This is a genomic window from Rhizobium sophoriradicis (assembly GCF_003939025.1).
Taxonomy (GTDB): Bacteria; Pseudomonadota; Alphaproteobacteria; order Rhizobiales; family Rhizobiaceae; genus Rhizobium; species Rhizobium sophoriradicis.
Genome location: NZ_RQIH01000001.1, coordinates 202,162 through 218,058 on the forward strand (window position 1 = coordinate 202,162; position 15,897 = coordinate 218,058).

Annotated in this window: 16 protein-coding genes; 9 read left to right on the forward strand and 7 right to left on the reverse strand. The window is 63.0% G+C overall.

Annotated features, from left to right (window positions below; translation table 11 throughout):
• Positions 1–59: 59 nt before the first annotated feature.
• The 6 genes from EFR00_RS01030 to EFR00_RS01055 all read right to left on the reverse strand — a co-directional run bounded on the left by EFR00_RS01030 (position 60) and on the right by EFR00_RS01055 (position 7,007).
• Positions 60–1,712, reverse strand: coding sequence for a GMC oxidoreductase (locus tag EFR00_RS01030; protein ID WP_077994401.1), 1,653 nt, complete (start codon positions 1,710–1,712; stop codon positions 60–62).
• Between the two features lie 84 nt (positions 1,713–1,796).
• Complete coding sequence (locus EFR00_RS01035; RefSeq protein ID WP_077994399.1) at positions 1,797–2,879, reverse strand: ABC transporter ATP-binding protein; 1,083 nt, start codon at positions 2,877–2,879, stop codon at positions 1,797–1,799.
• A gap of 7 nt (positions 2,880–2,886) precedes the next feature.
• Entirely contained in the window at positions 2,887–3,771 is an 885-nt protein-coding gene (locus EFR00_RS01040; protein WP_077994397.1) for a carbohydrate ABC transporter permease, read from the reverse strand.
• Positions 3,771–4,658, reverse strand: coding sequence for a carbohydrate ABC transporter permease (locus EFR00_RS01045; protein ID WP_077994391.1), 888 nt, complete (start codon positions 4,656–4,658; stop codon positions 3,771–3,773). The genes EFR00_RS01040 and EFR00_RS01045 overlap by 1 nt, the downstream gene beginning before the upstream one ends.
• A gap of 104 nt (positions 4,659–4,762) precedes the next feature.
• The gene (locus EFR00_RS01050) at positions 4,763–5,995 is read right to left on the reverse strand and encodes an ABC transporter substrate-binding protein (RefSeq protein WP_077994389.1); all 1,233 of its coding nucleotides are present in this window, start codon (positions 5,993–5,995) and stop codon (positions 4,763–4,765) included.
• A 58-nt stretch (positions 5,996–6,053) separates the two neighbouring features.
• Positions 6,054–7,007 carry a sugar phosphate isomerase/epimerase family protein gene (locus EFR00_RS01055; RefSeq protein WP_077994382.1) on the reverse strand — a complete coding sequence of 318 codons (954 nt, stop codon included), beginning with the start codon at positions 7,005–7,007 and terminating at the stop codon, positions 6,054–6,056.
• 222 nt (positions 7,008–7,229) lie between these two features.
• Here EFR00_RS01055 and EFR00_RS01060 point away from each other — a divergent pair, with 222 nt between their 5' ends.
• From EFR00_RS01060 to EFR00_RS01100, 9 genes are all read left to right on the forward strand, one after another.
• On the forward strand, positions 7,230–8,300 hold the full coding sequence (locus EFR00_RS01060) for a LacI family DNA-binding transcriptional regulator (protein ID WP_077994378.1): 1,071 nt from the start codon (positions 7,230–7,232) through the stop codon (positions 8,298–8,300).
• Positions 8,301–8,393: 93 nt separating this feature from the next.
• Positions 8,394–8,666: a CopG family ribbon-helix-helix protein gene (locus EFR00_RS01065; protein ID WP_077994376.1), complete on the forward strand. Its 273-nt coding sequence runs from the start codon at positions 8,394–8,396 to the stop codon at positions 8,664–8,666.
• Positions 8,667–8,878: 212 nt separating this feature from the next.
• Positions 8,879–9,310 carry an acetyl-CoA carboxylase biotin carboxyl carrier protein gene (locus tag EFR00_RS01070; protein ID WP_077994374.1) on the forward strand — a complete coding sequence of 144 codons (432 nt, stop codon included), beginning with the start codon at positions 8,879–8,881 and terminating at the stop codon, positions 9,308–9,310.
• Entirely contained in the window at positions 9,310–10,704 is a 1,395-nt protein-coding gene (gene accC, locus EFR00_RS01075; protein ID WP_077994372.1) for an acetyl-CoA carboxylase biotin carboxylase subunit, read from the forward strand. Before EFR00_RS01070 ends, accC begins: the two co-directional genes overlap by 1 nt.
• A complete protein-coding gene (locus tag EFR00_RS01080) occupies positions 10,701–11,126 on the forward strand; it encodes an acetyl-CoA carboxylase biotin carboxyl carrier protein (protein WP_040113080.1) in 426 nt (141 codons plus the stop codon). The genes accC and EFR00_RS01080 overlap by 4 nt, the downstream gene beginning before the upstream one ends.
• The gene (gene pxpB, locus EFR00_RS01085) at positions 11,123–11,830 is read left to right on the forward strand and encodes a 5-oxoprolinase subunit PxpB (RefSeq protein WP_077994366.1); all 708 of its coding nucleotides are present in this window, start codon (positions 11,123–11,125) and stop codon (positions 11,828–11,830) included. Before EFR00_RS01080 ends, pxpB begins: the two co-directional genes overlap by 4 nt.
• Entirely contained in the window at positions 11,827–12,822 is a 996-nt protein-coding gene (locus EFR00_RS01090; RefSeq protein ID WP_077994364.1) for a 5-oxoprolinase subunit C family protein, read from the forward strand. The genes pxpB and EFR00_RS01090 overlap by 4 nt, the downstream gene beginning before the upstream one ends.
• Before the next feature lie 21 nt (positions 12,823–12,843).
• Positions 12,844–13,611, forward strand: a complete 768-nt coding sequence (locus EFR00_RS01095; protein WP_077994362.1) for a 5-oxoprolinase subunit PxpA — start codon at positions 12,844–12,846, stop codon at positions 13,609–13,611.
• Between the two features lie 61 nt (positions 13,612–13,672).
• Positions 13,673–14,875 carry a pyridoxal phosphate-dependent aminotransferase gene (locus EFR00_RS01100; RefSeq protein ID WP_077994662.1) on the forward strand — a complete coding sequence of 401 codons (1,203 nt, stop codon included), beginning with the start codon at positions 13,673–13,675 and terminating at the stop codon, positions 14,873–14,875.
• A gap of 13 nt (positions 14,876–14,888) precedes the next feature.
• Here EFR00_RS01100 and nac read toward each other — a convergent pair whose 3' ends face one another.
• Positions 14,889–15,794, reverse strand: coding sequence for a nitrogen assimilation transcriptional regulator NAC (gene nac / locus EFR00_RS01105; RefSeq protein ID WP_040143173.1), 906 nt, complete (start codon positions 15,792–15,794; stop codon positions 14,889–14,891).
• Between the last annotated feature and the right edge of the window lie 103 nt (positions 15,795–15,897).

A 15,897-nucleotide genomic window follows, 5' to 3' on the forward strand; every position in this document is an offset into this window, starting at 1 on the left:
ATATGACGACCACTGATCGAACTGAAACGGTTACCCGCGTCTGTCGTTCCAAGCGCCCCTTACAACTGCCCCGCCCGGTACCGGTCGACAAGGTTGCGGCAGGCACGGAGTGTCAGGGCCATGACGGTGAGCGTCGTGCCGGCGATACCGCTGCCGGGGAAGGCGCTGGCGTCGGTAACAATGAGGTTCGGCGTATCCCAGACCTGGTTGTAGGGGTTAAGCACCGACGCCTCCGGGTTTTCGCCCATGCGCGCACCACCGGTTTCATGGATCGCCGCGCCCATGCACATCGTCTTGCGGAACCATGTGCGGAACATGAAGCGGCTGAAAGCATCGGCATCAGGGAAGGCGCCCTTGCCCATCTCCTTGAGGCCGGTGGGCGAGCCGATGAATTCGAGCTCGCCGCCGACTTCGCTCACCATGGCGATCAGCGTCTCCTCCTGCCGGCGGAGCAGCGCCTGCTCCTCCGCCTGCATGACGCAGCGGATATGCGGCACGGGAATGTTCCAGGCGTCCCTGCGCTTGGCGTCGAGGGTGATGCGGTTGTCGGCATAGGGCAGCATGCGGCCGAAACCGAAGAAGGCGAGACGCGCATCGGTCTCCCCGGAAACAGGTGCCCGGCCGACGCTGCCCTGGTAATCGAAATCGCCGCGAGCGGCATCGCCCTCGCCGAAGCGGGGAATGAAGATCCCGCCCGACGGGTTGTAGAACGGGTCGGCCGGAGCGGATTCGTCGGGCGCCCAGCCCTTCGCCTTCGAAAAGGACCCGAAGGCGAGGCAGGGCAGTTGATCCATAAAATAGCGGCCGAGCGCGCCAGAGCTGTTGCCGAGCCCGTCAGGATGGCGTGCCGACGCCGAATTCAAGAGCAGCCGCACGCTCTCGATCGGCGAGGCCGACAGCACGACCGTCGCGGCACGAGCCGTCGATATCTCACCCGTATTGCGGTCGATGAATTCCGCGCCGGCGGCGCGGCCGGTTTTCTCATCCGTCGTGATGCGGCGAACGACGGCGTCGTAGCGGACCGTCAGCCGGCCAGTGGCCTTGGCGTCCCTGAGCGGCCGCGGCATGCGTTCGGCATCCGGCGCAATGTAGCGCCAGGAGACGACTCGCCTCTCCGGCCAACGGCTTTCAACTGCTTGCTTGAAGATCTGTTCGGCGGGCGTCAGGCTTGCCGGTTTTGCGTAGATGCCGTCCGGCAGGGTCGGCACATCGTCCTTGTTGCCGTAGAGCCCGAGATAGGTCTCCACTTCGTCGTAGAAAGGCATGAGCTCGTCATAGGAGACCGGCCAGTCGACGCCCTTTCCCGTGCGCGACCGGATCTTGAAATCGTCATCCGTCCAGCGCAGCAGCACACGGCCGAAACTGTGCAGACGCCCGCCGCCCTGGCGGCCGCGGATCCAGAGAAAGGGCTCGCCCTTCGGCGTCGTATAGGGGTTCTTGCGGTCGTTGACGAAGAAGTGGCTGAAGCGCTCGGTGAAAAAGGCCGCGCGCGCCTGGATCGGCTGGCCCTTGATCGTGGCGCGGGCGCGCTCCCAGATATTGATGCTGCTCGCCGGCGCCTTCTTGCGCGCCGGGTCGAAATCCGCAGGCCCGACGGCGGGGCCGGCTTCGAGCAACAGCACCGACAGTCCTTGCGCCGTCAGTTCTTTGACCGCGACGGAACCCGCCGCGCCGGAGCCGATCACCAGCGCATCATAGACGATCTCAGACATGTCTTTCCAATTCCTGTCCTGAAGCGATTGCTCAAAACGGCGCAGAGCGCTTCGGCAATTGCGAGAAAACAAAGGGACGGCCCATCAGAGCCGCGATCCGTCGGCGCCAAAGAGCGACGCCTTGGCGATATCGAGCCCGGGAGCCACGGCGTCGCCTGGCTGCAGGGTGACGTCACCCATCAGCCTCAGCGAGAGGCTTTGATCGGCCCAATCGAACCAGACGACCGCATCGGATCCCATCGGCTCGACGACGGAAACGCGGCCGGGAATGGTGGGCAGGCCGGCTGCCGCCCCGTCGAGCACGAGATGCTCAGGGCGAAAGCCGAGCGTTGCCGGTCCTTCCGCCACAGCTGCTTGAAAGGAATAACCGGAGAGATCGACGGCGAGCCCCTTGCTCCGAAAGACCGGCGCGCTGTCGCCGCGCTCGATCCGGCCCTCGACGAAGTTCATAGCCGGCGCGCCGATGAAGCCGGCGACGAAGAGGTTGGCCGGGCGGCGATAGATATCAGCCGGCGAGGCAAGCTGCTGGATGACGCCGTCGCGCATGATGGCGATGCGGTCGGCAAGGGTCAGGGCCTCGACCTGATCATGGGTCACATAGATCATGGTGTTGCCGAGGCGCTGATGCAGCTTCTTGATCTCGACGCGCAATTCGTTGCGCAGCTTGGCGTCGAGGTTCGACAGCGGTTCATCGAAGAGGAAGACATCGACTTCGCGCACCAGCGCCCGGCCGATGGCGACGCGCTGGCGCTGGCCGCCGGAAAGCTCGGCCGGCCGCCGGTCGAGCAACGTGTCGAGGTGAAGGAGAGCGGCGGTGCGGGCGACACGGGCCTCGATCTCGGCCTTCGGCAGACCGGCGACGCGAAGGCCGAAAGAGAGGTTCTTGCGAACCGACATGCGCGGGTAGAGCGCGTAGGACTGGAAGACCATGCCGATGCCGCGGTCTTTCGGCTCCTCCCAGCTGACGTTCTTGCCTGAGATCCAGATCTCGCCGGCAACAATGTCCTGCAGCCCGGCAATGGCGTTCAAAAGCGTGGACTTGCCGCAGCCGGAAGGGCCGAGCAGCACCAGGAACTCCTGCGGGGCAATATCGATCGACATTTTTTCGATCACCGTATGGTGGCCATAGGCGATCTTCAGATCCTTAACGGAGACGGCGGATTGCATGGAAGCGTTACCCCTTGACGGCGCCGGCGGCGATGCCGCGCACGAACCAGCGGCCGGACAGGAAATAGATGGCAAGCGGAACGATGGCGGTCAGGATCGTTGCCGCCATGTTCACATTGTAGGTGCGCTCGCCCATCGTGGTGTTGACGATATTGTTGAGCTGGACGGTCATCGGCAGATTGTCGCGCCCGGCAAAGACGAGCCCGAGCAGGAAGTCGTTCCAGATGCCGGTGAACTGCAGCATGGAAACGACGACGACCATCGGCACGGCGATCGGCAGCATGATCTCGAAAAAGATGCGCCAGAAACCCGCGCCATCGACGCGTGCCGCCTTGCAGAGCTCCTCCGGCACGCTGACGAAATAGTTGCGGAAGAGCAGCGTCACTAGCGGCAGACCGAAAATGACATGGACGAGAATGATGCCGGCAAGCGAATTGTAGAGGCCGATATTCGCCATCGCCCGGACCATCGGATAGAGGAAGATCTGGTAGGGGATGAGGCCGCCGGCCATCAGCAGGCCAAAGAGCGCATTTGCCCCGCGCGGCCGCCAGAGCGACAGCGCATAGCCGTTGACGGCGCCGATGAAAACCGAGAGTGCCACCGCGGGAAGGGTGATTGCCACCGAATTCCAGAAGCCGCTGCGAATGCCGACACAGACGGTTCCCATGCAGGCGCCCGACCAGGCGGTCGCCCAGGCGGAGACATCGATCCTGGCCGGCAGCGCGAAGATCTGCCCGAGCCGGATCTCGTCCATGGATTTCAGCGAGGTGACGACCATTGTGTAGAGCGGCAGAAGGAAGAAAAGTGCTGCCACGACCAGGAAGGCATAAAGGCCGATGCGCCCGGCGGTGAGCCGTGCCGGCTTCGGGCCGTTCGGATGAGGACCGGCCATCAGGCGGCTCCCTTCACTCTTGCGCGCATGTGCATCACATAGCGGAAAGGGGCGACCGCGATGATGACGCCGAGCACAAGCACCGTCGCGCCGGCTGTGGCAAGCCCGAGATTCTGGCGCCCGAACAGATTGTCCATGATGAATTTCGCCGGCACCTCAGTCGCATTGCCGGGGCCGCCATTGGTCATGGCGACGACGATGTCGTAGGTCTTGATCACGCCCATGGCGAGCAGCATGCCGGCCGCCGCCAGCGCCGGCCCGAGCTGCGGCAGGATGATCGAGACGTAAATCCGCCAGACCGGAATGCCGTCGATCCGTGCCGCCTTCCATTGCTCGGCCTCGATGCCGCGCATGCCGGCAAGCGCAATGACCATGACCAGTCCCGCACCCTGCCAGATGCCGGCGAGTACCAGCGCGTAGATCGCCATGTCGCGATTGACCACCCAGTCGAGAACGAAGCTTTCCCAGCCGAGCGACCGCACGCTCGCCTGGATGCCGAGCGTCGGATTGAGCATCCATTGCCAGATCAGCCCGGTCACCACGAAGGACATGGCGTAGGGATAGAGGAAGATGGTCCTGAAGGCGCTTTCGAAGCGGATCTTGCGGTCCAGCGCCGCAGCCAGCAGAAAGCCGAGCAGCAGGCAGCCGGCGACGTAGAGGACGCCGAAGATCAGCACGTTATGCAGCGAAGCGAGCCATTTGGCGGAAGAGAAGAGCTTCGAATATTGTGCGAAGCCGACATAGGTCGAGGACGGAAACAGCGTCGAATTGGTGAAGGATAGCCTGATCGACCAGGCCATGGTGCCGATGAAGACCACGATTGCGACGAACCATGTCGGCAGCAGCGCGATGGTCGCGGAAAGATTGGGCTTGCGTTTGATGGACATCGGCCAGCTCGTTGACGGATGAAAAGCAGGGCTCGCGCCGCTGCGCGAAGGCAGCGGCCGGGCAGCCGCGGCGTCGGGATCGGGCCGACGCCACGCGCGCTATCCTACTCGAAGATGGCGAAGAAGTTTTCAGCCGCAGCGGCTGCGTCATCCGAGCCGCCGCTCCAGTATTCGTCGACGTAGTCGTCGAGCGCGCCGACCTGCTGGGGCGTCAGCACAATTGCCTGGTCGGGCACGATTGCGCCCGAAGCCATCAGCTCCGCACCCTTCTGGGCACAGACATCGAGCTTCGACTTGTCGACGTCGGTGCGCATCGGCACGGAGCCTTTTTTCAGCGCGAACTCGACCTGCACGGCCGGGTCCATGACGACATCGGCGAGCAGTTTCTGCGCCTTGTCGGTGCCCGCATTGCCGGTCTTCGGGAACCACAGCGAGTCGGCGATGTAGACCATGCCCTTCGATTCCGGCGCGATCATGCAGCCATAATCCTTGCCAGGCTCCTTGCCGGCGACGGTGAATTCGCCCTTGGCCCAGTCGCCCATGAACTGCACGCCGGCCTTGGCGGTGATCAGCATGGCTGTCGCATCGTTCCAATTGCGACCGGCAGCACCGGCATCGACATATGCGCGCAGCTTGCCGAGGATTTCGAGGGTCTTCTTCACGCCCTCGACCGATGCCTCGCTTTTGTCCTTGTCGACATAAATCTTCAGGAAGCCGTCGATCCCGACCTGCGAAAGCAGGATCATGTTGAAGACCTTGGTCTGCTGCCACGGCTGCCCGCCCCAGGCGACCGGAATAATGCCGGCAGCCTTCAGCTTGTCGAGGTCAGTGAAGAATTCTTCCCAGCTCTTGGGCTCCTCGGCGATGCCGGCCTTGTCGAAGGCTTCCTTGGAATAGAAGACCCAGCTTTCGCCATGGGCGCCGGTCGGCGCGAGATAGACCTTGCCGTCATAGGAAATGAGATCGGTGATCGATTTCGGCAGGGCGTCGGCCCATTTGCCGGCGGCGGCGACATCGTCGATCGAGTTGAACAGGCCCTGGCCGACGAAATCCGCAGCCGCAAGGCCGATGACGCCTTGCTTGGCGCCGGGCGCATCGCCGGCGACGATCCGGTTCTGGAAGGCGGCATCGGCCGCGCCGAAGCCGGCGATGGACGAATCCTTCCAGACGCCTCCGCGCTTTTCGAATTCGCTTCTGATGACGTTCAAGGCCGCTGCTTCGCCGCCCGACGTCCAGGACGACATGATCTCGATCGTCGGCTTGTCCTCGGCCTGTGCCGAAGCGCAGAGGCCGGCAACTGCCACGCCGGCAAGAAAAAGCTTCATCATGGTCTTCATAGTTCCACCTCTTGAAAATGCCCTCTTTGCGGGGCGTTCGTCGTCTTCGGAATGATTGTCAGCGATAGATCGGCAGGAGCGCCTGCCGGACGAGCGTCAGCCCATTGGCGATGTCGCGGACGGGATCCGGCGCGGCATCGAGTTCGAGGATCGCCCAGCCTTCATAGGCGCGGTCGCGCAACAGCCGGATCCAGGCTGGCCAGTCAACCCGCCCGAGGCCGAAACCGCAGAAATAGGGGCGGTGGCGATCGTGAATGTGCTTGTCGATCAGGGTGTCGGCGGGCATTGGGCCGATCGCATCCTTCCAATGAGCAATGATCATCCGCTCATGATGACGATCGACGAGCTGGACGGGATCGGAGCCTGCGACGATGATATGGGCCGTGTCCGGGCACATATGCACATAAGCGGGGTCGGTCAGAAGCATCATCAGATCGACGTCGCGCGCGCCGGCAAAAATCGAATGGGCCTCGGTATGCAGCGCCAGCCGCACGCCCCTGGCATAGAGGGTCGCGCCGAGACTGTTCAGAAAGTCGGCAATCGCCTTTGCGCGGTCGAAATTATAAAACTGCACCGGCTGGGCGCCAAGCGTCTGGCGAAGCGGGGCGCCGATCACCATGATCTCGCTGCCGCAGGCTTTGAGGAAGTCGGCATAGCGCTCCGCCTTGTCGATCAGCGCACGCTGGGCCTCGGGGTCGGTGAAATCGCCCGCCGCCTCCAGTTCCGCGAAGAAGCCGCTGCAGAGCGTCAGGCCGCGCTTCGCCAGTTCGGTCGCGAAGGCGTCGACGGAGCCATAGGTCTTGATCGCATCCTGCCAGTTGAAGGGCGAGAAGGTCAGCTCGACGCCGGTGACGCCGGAGGCCTGGACGCTGTCGAGGATCTTGTCCCAGAAGGCGCGCGGTTCGGCGCGCGCATAGGCGACGATCGCATCATCGCTATCGACGCCCCAGAAGCCAGGATGAAAGAACGTCACGAGATCGACGCCGAAGCGCAGCTGGTCGGCAGTAGCCATATCTATCCCATTTCTCGAGGCACGACTTTCCGGAGTGCGGAACAGCAGTTCCGCATCTCATAAGCCATGGTTTTTCAACGCATTAAGGAATGGCAATCGTTTGCCATTGGGAGATGATAGCCAAGCTGGTTTTTTTGGCAAGCGATTTTTGGCAAACGTTTGCTATAAGCCACCGCCTATCTTAGAGTTGCAGATCGAAGCATCCCGGAGAGAGAAATAAACGTGAATAAAAACAAGGATGTAGTTGGAGAGGAGCAGTCAACGGCATTGATGGCCGATGTGGCGCGACTCGCCGGTGTTGCGATATCGACGGTCAGCCGCGCGCTCGCCAACCCCGGACGGGTCAACGAGAAGACACGTGTCAGGATCAATGCGGCGGCCAAACAACTCGGCTATACGCCCAATGCGATGGCGCGTGGTCTCAGGGTCGGCAGATCCAATACGATCATGATCATCCTGCCCGGATCACCCTATTATGGCGCTTCGCAGATTATTCCGCAGGTCCTGCAGAGCATCAACAAATCCCTGATCCAGCGGGGGTATAATTTGATGATCGCCAATCTTGACCGCGAGGCGATCTCCGAACGGCACATCCTCGATCTTGCCTTCGGCGGAACGGTTCGGGGAGCCATCATCTTCTCATCGAAACTTCCGGAAGTCGACGGGCGTTCGCCCGCGGATTCGGGGCTGCCGATCGTCTCGATGCTGTTCGACATGAGCGATGCAGGATTGCCGAGCGTCGTGACCAATGACCGGGAGGCGATACGGGACGCGACGACGGAATTGCTCCGTTCCGGTCATCGGCGCTTCCTCTATATCGCCGGCCCCGCAGGCAACTATCACGACGTCGAGCGTTACGGTGGCGTGCTCGAGGCGCTGCGGGCAGGGGGGCTTTCCGAGGAAGCCGTGTCGAGATCCGGCGGCGATCTGGAATATCAGCATGGCTTCGAGATCGGTATCCGCGCGGTCGATGATTTCATGAAGCTCGCGGCAAGGCCGACAGCCGTCATCGCGACGAGCGACGACATGGCGATCTCATTCATGAGCCGCATTCAGCGCGCCGGCTTGAGCGTTCCCGACGACCTCTCCATCGTCTCCTTCGACGGCTCTCCCGTCTGCGAATTCTGCTCGCCGCCGCTCTCGACGATCGAGCAGCCGGTGGAGGAAATGGGGCGCGCTGCCGTAGAACTTCTGCTTAACGCCCTCGGGCAGACGCAAAATGCGGTGGCGATGCGTACCGTCATCCGCAGCAAACTTATCCTGCGGGAGAGCATCGCCGCTCCGAAGGCTTGACGATGCCGGAACTGCTTTATTGAATTCATTCACGACAAATACAGCGAGGACGCCTAAATTAGCGTCAGCTATTACCTCTGCTAAGGAGAGCTGATGGCATCGCCATTCAAACTCGATGATGAGCTGAAGGGCCGCGCCCAACAACTGGCCGAGGTCCGCCGCCGTTCGTCCCACTGGATCATGCGTGAAGCCATCGCGCAATATGTCGAGCGCGAGGAGAAGCGCGAGGCGCGGCGGCAGGAGACGCTTGACGCCTGGAATGAATTTGAAGCGACGGGGTTGCACGTCACCGGCGTCGAGGTCGGAAAGTGGCTTTCGACCTGGGGAACTGACGACGAGTTGTCCGCCCCGGAATGCCACAAGTAATCTTCTCCCCGGCCGCAATCCGCGGCCTCGAGTGCTCTGGGAGTTCCTACGCCTAGGCGGACAGGCGAAACCTTTCTAGGCGTGCGCCGATTGCACTCCATCAAAACTTCGTCTGACCCCATCAGTCGGCGCATCGTGCTACGAAATCACAACACCGGGCGACATGCAGTTCAGGCTTGCGCGCGGTGGAATTTGAAATTCCGAGCACGCACATGGACCTCTCGAAGATCAAGACGCTGATCGACTTTGTCGGACGATCGAACATTACCGAGCTGACCGTGACGGAAAAGGACGTGACGGTGCGGATTTTCCGCTCGTCGCCGGCAGAGGTCGCTGTTGCCGAACCTTCGCAAGACACTGGATCGAAAATAAGCCTTGTCTCCGATGCGCCTTCGAGCGCCGAGAAAACCTCCCATGCGGTCAAGGCGCCCGTCTTTGGCGTCCTGCACCGGGCGCCGGCGCCCGGCGAGCCGCCATTCGTCGCGATCGGCGACGCGGTGGAGGAGGGGCAGACCCTGTTCATCATCGAGGCGATGAAGGTCTTCAATACGATCGCCGCGCCGCGATTCGGGCGCATCACGCACCTGACTGATATCGACAATGGCGAGGTCGAGACCGGCGACCTGCTGGCGGAGATCGCCTGATGCCGGAAACATCGGAACAATCCGCTGCTTCAGGACGCCGTTTCGACACGGTCCTCATCGCCAATCGCGGCGAGATCGCCGCCCGGATAGAGCGCGCCTGCCGCGAACTCGGCCTGAAGACCGTCGCCATCTGCTCCGAGGCGGACCGGCAAGCGCCCTACATCAAGACCGCGGACCATTTTCTCTGCATCGGCCCGTCGACCGCGGGCAAGAGCTATCTCAATCAGGACGCCATTCTTCTCGCCGCACGCCTGACCGGCGCCGGCGCCATCCATCCCGGTTATGGTTTTCTGTCGGAAAACGCCGCCTTCGCCGACGCCGTCGAAAAGGCCGGGCTGACGTTCATCGGTCCGACTGCTTCATCGATCGCGACCATGGGCGACAAGATCGCGGCGAAGCGGGCGATGATGGCGGCCGGCGTCCCCTGCGTTCCCGGTCCCGACAGCGCGCTGCCCGACGACCCGGCCGCAATCGAGCGCATCGCGCTGGAGATCGGCTATCCCGTCATCGTCAAGGCGTCAGGGGGCGGTGGCGGACGCGGCATGCGCGTCGTGCCCAGGGCCGATCAGCTGCATGAAGCGATCGCGCTGACCCGGGAAGAGGCGCGCAAGGCCTTCGGCTCGCCCTCCCTCTATATGGAAAAGTTCCTGCAGCATCCGCGCCATATCGAGATCCAGGTTCTTTGCGACGATCACGGCAATGCCTTGTGGCTGGGCCATCGCGACTGCTCGATGCAGCGCCGCCATCAGAAGGTGGTGGAGGAAGCACCGGCGCCGGGAATCGCGCCCGACATCATCCAGCCGGTCGGCATGGCCTGCGTAGAGGCTTGCCGCCAGATCGGCTATCGCGGCGTCGGCACCTTCGAATTCCTCTATGAGGACGGCGCTTTCTATTTCATCGAAATGAACACGCGGCTTCAGGTCGAACATCCCGTCACCGAGGTGACGAGCGGGGTCGATATTGTCCAGGTGCAGATAAGAGCGGCCCAGGGTGACGTTCTGGATCTCGCCCAGAGCGATGTCACCTGCGAGGGTCACTCTTTCGAATGCCGCATCAACGCCGAGGATCCCGACACTTTCCTGCCCTCGGCAGGCGTCATCACCCGTCTGGCTTTGCCGCAGGGGCCGGGCATCCGCGTCGATACGCATATTCATCCCGGCTACAGGGTCTCGCCCTATTACGACTCGCTGATCGCCAAGCTGATCGTCCACGCACCGACGCGGGCAAAAGCAATGGCCAGAATGTGCGAGGCGCTTGCCGGCACCGAGATCGAGGGCATCGCCACCAATATCCCTTTCCTGCGCGCGCTCTTCGAGGACCACGCATTCGCGCGCGGTGAGACCGATATCCACTATCTCGAGCACTGGCTGAAGCTGCGGAGGACGGCGGCATGAGCGCCATCGACTTCAGCGATCCCGTAACCATTGCATTTCTCACCGATGCTCTGACGGCCGCCGGCGTGGAGGGGTTGGAAATCTCCGGACCGGATAGACAGCTCCGCATCGTCATCTCAGGGGAGGGCGGCGCCCGGATCAACTCGCAGGCAGCAACACCCCGCGCTCCGGGCTCCCCACCTGTTGTCGTGAAGGCGCCGCTGGCGGGGCATTTCTGCGCCGAACATCCGGCCGCCGCCGTCACGCCGCAAACTCTGCCGCGCTCGGTATCCGATGCCGATCTCCTCGGCTTCATCAGGGTAAGGCATGTGCTGCTTCCCCTTCGCGCCAGCCGTTCCGGTGTCTTGACCAGGCTGCTCGCCGAGCCCGGCGCCCTGGTCGGCTTCGGTGACCCTCTGTTCGAAATCGAGCTGCCATCATGATCGCCACGACGAACAGACATGCATCGCAACGCGAAATCGTTCCGGCCATCCAAAGCCGGGCGCGGGTTTCCTCGATCGGGGCCAGATCCTTCCTGCTCGAGGCGCCGGGCGATTTCGATCTTGCCGCGCAGCGACGGATCTGGGCCCTGTCCCGGACCGTCAAAGGCTGGGCGGATCTTGCCGAGGATATTCCCGGAATGACCAACCTGCTGGTGATCTTCAAGGAGACGCCCGAGGATCCCGAGGCGGTGGTCGCCCGGCTGCTGGAGGCATGGGAGAATGCGCAGAGCATCGATCTCAACGGCAAGACCATCGAAATTCCCGTCCAGTACGGCGGCGAACATGCGAGTGATCTTCCCGCTCTTTGCGATCTCTCGGGCTTAAGCGACCGCGAGGTCGTCCGCATCCATCATGAAGCGACCTACCGTGTCTTCGCCTTGGGCAGCGCGCCCGGCTTCGGCTATCTGCATGGCCTCGATCCGCGTATCTACATGCCGCGAAAGACCGTGCCGTCGCTGAAGATGTCGAAAGGCTGCGTGACGATCGGCGGCATGCAGACCGGCGTCGCCATGCTGACCGGCCCCAATGGCTGGAATTCTATCGGCTTTGCGACGCTTGAGATGTTCGACCCGACCGCGCCGACCCCTGCCATGATGGCGCCCGGAGATACGGTGCGGTTCCTGCCGGCAAGGATCGAGCTATGATCGAGATCTTGGAAACCGGGCCCTTCAATACGGTGCAGGATCTGGGACGCCCCGGCTATCGCGACATCGGCGTGTCGGCGAGCGGCGCGATGGATCCGCTTGCGGTCAGGATCGGCAATATTCTCGTCGGCAATGACGAGAATGCGGCGGTGATCGAGGTCCAGACCTTCCCGTTCAGCCTGCGTTTCGAGCGGCGCACCGTCTTTGCCGTGACCGGAGCCGACGGCCATCCTCACCTCGCCGGATCGGAACTCATTCCCTGGTGCGCCTATTCCGCAGAACCCGGACAGGTTCTCGAACTGAAGCAACCCCCGCGGCTGGCGCGCGCCTATATTTCGGTCGGCGGCGGGCTGGATATTCCAGTTGTCATGGGGTCGCGCAGCACGTCGCTGCGCGGCGGCTTCGGCGGCAATGCCGGCCGGCCGCTGGCGAAGGGCGATCGGATCGCGGTCGGTGAGGACGCGGAGATTGCCATGCTGCCGACCACTGGCCTCGCCGTCGTCGAGCCGGCCGTGGCACTGCGCGACGTCTTCCCGGCGCCCGTCGACAACACCTTGCCGATCCGTGCCCTGCCTGCTGGCGAGCACGATCTTTTCGCCGGCGACGGCGAAGCCTTCTGGGGCCAGACCTGGCGGATTTCCTCGCGCAGCGACCGCACGGGCTACCGTCTGTCCGGCGAGCCGATCACGCCGACCGCCTCCATCGAGATGCGCTCCCACGGCGTCGTGCCCGGCGTCATCCAAGTTCCGCCCGGCGGCGAACCCATCGTGCAGATGAGCGATGCGAATACCGCCGGCGGCTATCCGAAGGTCGCCGGCGTGATCGAATGCGACCTCTGGCGGCTCGGGCAGGCCCGCATCGGCGCCCGCCTGAAATTCATCCGGTCGACGCATGCGGAGACGCGCGCAGTCGAACAGGCCGTCGCCCGCTATGTCGAGGATGTCAGGCTGACATCCGGGATGGTCAAGCGCGCCCTGAAGGCGATGGCCTAAGGGAAGCGAAAGGAGGAACTGATGAAGATCGATCTGAATTCCGACATGGGCGAGGGATTTGGTCCCTACCGGCTGTGCGACGACGAAGCGATGATGAAAATCGTCTCCTCGGCCAACATCGCCTGCGGTTTCCACGGCGGCGACCCCGATACGATGGGGCGGATGGTGCGGCTGGCAAAACAGAATGGCGTCGGCATCGGCGCCCATCCCGGCCTGCCCGACCGGCTGGGCTTCGGCCGGCGCGAAATACCCTTTCAGGCGGACGAGCTTCGCCAGCAGATGCTCTATCAACTCGGGGCCTTGATGGCGATCGCCAGAGCCGAGCGGGTCGCGGTCTCCCATATCAGCTTTCATGCGGCCATGGGCAATATGGTCAACCGCGACCCTGTCCTTGCCGACCTCATGATGGATGCGATCGCAACCGTCGACGCCAATCTCGTCGTCTTCGTCACGTCAGGCAGCGAGATCGAGCAGGCGGCGAAACGCGCGCGCCTGAAGACACTGGCGCTTTTCCTTGCGGACCGTGCCTATGACGCCGGAGGCAGGCTTGTCACGCGCGGGCTTCCGGGCGCCGTTATCAAGGACGAAACCGCCGTGCGTGCGCGCGTGCGAAAATTCCTCCTCGACGGCAGCGTCGAGACCATCGAAGGCGCCGTGATCGCCATGCCGGCGCGCTCCATCCTCGTTCACAGCGACACGCCGGGCGCCCTCGAGCTTGCCGGCATCGTCCGCGGTGAAATCGAAGCCACCGGTGCCACCCTCGCACCTGCCGCCGAACTCGCCGACTGACGCAATTCCGATCGCCTGCGGGCGGTCTCTCGTTTCAATCCCTCATCGAAGGACCATGCCGATGTCCGTGATCGCCGACCGTCTGAAAAACGTCTCCATTTCAGCATCCGCCGCCATGACCCAGCGCGCCCGGGAATTGGCCGCCAAAGGAATCAAGGTCGTCAGCCTCTCCTCCGGCGAGCCGGATTTCCCCACCCCGGCGCATGCGATCGAAGCGGCCCATGCGGCTGCACTTGCCGGCGATACGAAATATCCGCCGATGGACGGCACGCCGGCGCTGAAGGCCGCCATCATCAGGAAGTTCAAGCGCGACAACAATCTCGACTACGATGCCAGCCAGATCGTCGTCTCCGGCGGCGGCAAGCAGGTGATCTTCAACGCCATGCTGGCGACCTGCAACCCCGGCGACGAGGTCGTCATTCCCACACCCTCCTGGGTCAGCTATGCCGACATCGTCAAATTCGCCGGCGGCGTGCCGGTTGCCGTCCCCTGCCACGAGCACGCCGGCTTCAAGCTGCGCCCGGAGGATCTGGAGGCGGCGATCACGCCGCGCACCAAATGGCTCTTCCTGAATTTCCCGAACAATCCGACCGGCGCGGCCTGCTCCCGGGCGGAGATGGCCGCCATTGCCGAGGTCATGCTGCGCCATCCCAATGTCTGGATCATGACCGACGACATCTATGAGCACCTGGTTTATGACGACTTCCAGTTCTGCACGATCGCGGAGGTCGAGCCGAGATTGTACGACCGCGTCCTGACGATGAACGGCGTCTCCAAGGCTTATGCAATGACCGGCTGGCGGCTCGGATTCTGCGCCGGATCGAAAGAGCTGATCTCGGCGATCAGCAACGTCAACGGCCAGAATGGCGGCGGCATCGCCACACTGACCCAGGCGGCCGCAACCGCAGCGCTGGACGGGCCGCAGGATCTGCTGAAGGAGCGGGCTGCGATCTACAAGACGCGACGCGACTTCGTTCTCGACAAATTATCCGAGGTAGAAGGCTTGCGCTGCCACCGGCCCGAAGGCGCCTTCTACATCTATCCCAACATATCAGGGCTGATCGGCAAGACCAGCAAGGGCGGGCGCAAGATCGAGACCGACGTCGATTTCGTCATGGCGCTCATCGAGGAGCATCATGTCGCAACTGTGCAAGGTGCTGCTTACGGAATGAGCCCCTTCTTTCGCATTTCCTACGCGACAAGCATGGAAAAACTCGGTGAGGGCTGCGCACGGATCGCCCAGTTCTGCAAGGACATGCGCTGACCGGCGCCCCCTCTCAGGCTTTCAGCCGCGCCGTCAGCTCAAGAAGGATATCCCGGACGGCAAGGGCCGGTTCCGACAGGGGATTCTGGTCGGAAACGCAAAGCGACAGGGTTTCTTCGATCCGCGGCGAGACGAGCCGGCAGATCAGCGGCTCGCTCGATTCCGAGACGATGCGGTCGGCAATCGCCTTCGGCATGATCGTCGCGCCGAGACCGCTGCCGACCGCGCGGGCGAGCGTGCGGACGATCTCGACTTCCGCCACGACCTTCAAATTGGTGCGCGTGCGGGTGAAGGCGGTATCGACCGCGCGACGGACGAAATTATAGGCCGGTGGCAGGAGCAGCGGTATGCCGTCGAGAGCGTTAACCGCAACGGGTTTCGTATCCGCTTCGATGGCAAAGTCGCGATGGGCGACCAGGAAAAACTCTTCGCTGAGGATCGGTTCGAACCGCACGCCCTTGATCGGCCCGGTTCCATGCAGAAGCGCCATTTCCAGCCGGCCGTTCATGATCATCTGGCTATAGGTCTGGCCGACGCTTTCGGTCAGGTGCAGCAGAATACCGGGATGCCGCTTCCGGGTCTCCGCCAAAAGGTCCACCGAGAGCGTCGCCGCGCTGCTGAACGGCACGAGGCCGACCGAGACGCGCCCGGCAAGCGAATTGCCGGCGGCGGAAGCATCGGCCTGCGCCTGCTCCATCTGCCGAAGGATGATCTGGGCATGGCGATATACCGCGTGTCCGGCATCGGTCATGCTGACACCCTGCTGGCTGCGGATCAAGAGCTTGTGGCCGAAATGCTCTTCAAGTGCTGCAAGCTGCTGGCTGAGCGCCGGCTGGGCGATGTGCAAAAGATCCGCCGCTCGTGTGATGCTGCCGCTGTCGACGATCACGATGAAGGATTTGAGGCGTCTGATGTCCATGGGGATCGGGGTACCATTCTGATCTGCGGATGGCATGTTTGCAGAGGCGCATTGCTTTTGCAACGCGATGCCGTCCGAGGCAAGGCCGAGAGAGAGTACCGGC

Bases quoted from the DNA above. Each gene is read 5' to 3' on its own strand.
- EFR00_RS01090 (WP_077994364.1), top strand. From the start codon at position 11,827: ATGATCGAGATCTTGGAAACCGGGCCCTTCAATACGGTGCAGGATCTG.
- nac (WP_040143173.1), bottom strand. From the start codon at position 15,794: ATGGACATCAGACGCCTCAAATCCTTCATCGTGATCGTCGACAGCGGC.
- EFR00_RS01030 (WP_077994401.1), bottom strand. From the start codon at position 1,712: ATGTCTGAGATCGTCTATGATGCGCTGGTGATCGGCTCCGGCGCGGCG.
- EFR00_RS01095 (WP_077994362.1), top strand. From the start codon at position 12,844: ATGAAGATCGATCTGAATTCCGACATGGGCGAGGGATTTGGTCCCTAC.
- pxpB (WP_077994366.1), top strand. From the start codon at position 11,123: ATGATCGCCACGACGAACAGACATGCATCGCAACGCGAAATCGTTCCG.
- EFR00_RS01040 (WP_077994397.1), bottom strand. From the start codon at position 3,771: ATGGCCGGTCCTCATCCGAACGGCCCGAAGCCGGCACGGCTCACCGCC.
- EFR00_RS01035 (WP_077994399.1), bottom strand. From the start codon at position 2,879: ATGCAATCCGCCGTCTCCGTTAAGGATCTGAAGATCGCCTATGGCCAC.
- EFR00_RS01070 (WP_077994374.1), top strand. From the start codon at position 8,879: ATGGACCTCTCGAAGATCAAGACGCTGATCGACTTTGTCGGACGATCG.
- EFR00_RS01100 (WP_077994662.1), top strand. From the start codon at position 13,673: ATGTCCGTGATCGCCGACCGTCTGAAAAACGTCTCCATTTCAGCATCC.
- accC (WP_077994372.1), top strand. From the start codon at position 9,310: ATGCCGGAAACATCGGAACAATCCGCTGCTTCAGGACGCCGTTTCGAC.
- EFR00_RS01080 (WP_040113080.1), top strand. From the start codon at position 10,701: ATGAGCGCCATCGACTTCAGCGATCCCGTAACCATTGCATTTCTCACC.
- EFR00_RS01045 (WP_077994391.1), bottom strand. From the start codon at position 4,658: ATGTCCATCAAACGCAAGCCCAATCTTTCCGCGACCATCGCGCTGCTG.
- EFR00_RS01065 (WP_077994376.1), top strand. From the start codon at position 8,394: ATGGCATCGCCATTCAAACTCGATGATGAGCTGAAGGGCCGCGCCCAA.
- EFR00_RS01050 (WP_077994389.1), bottom strand. From the start codon at position 5,995: ATGAAGACCATGATGAAGCTTTTTCTTGCCGGCGTGGCAGTTGCCGGC.
- EFR00_RS01055 (WP_077994382.1), bottom strand. From the start codon at position 7,007: ATGGCTACTGCCGACCAGCTGCGCTTCGGCGTCGATCTCGTGACGTTC.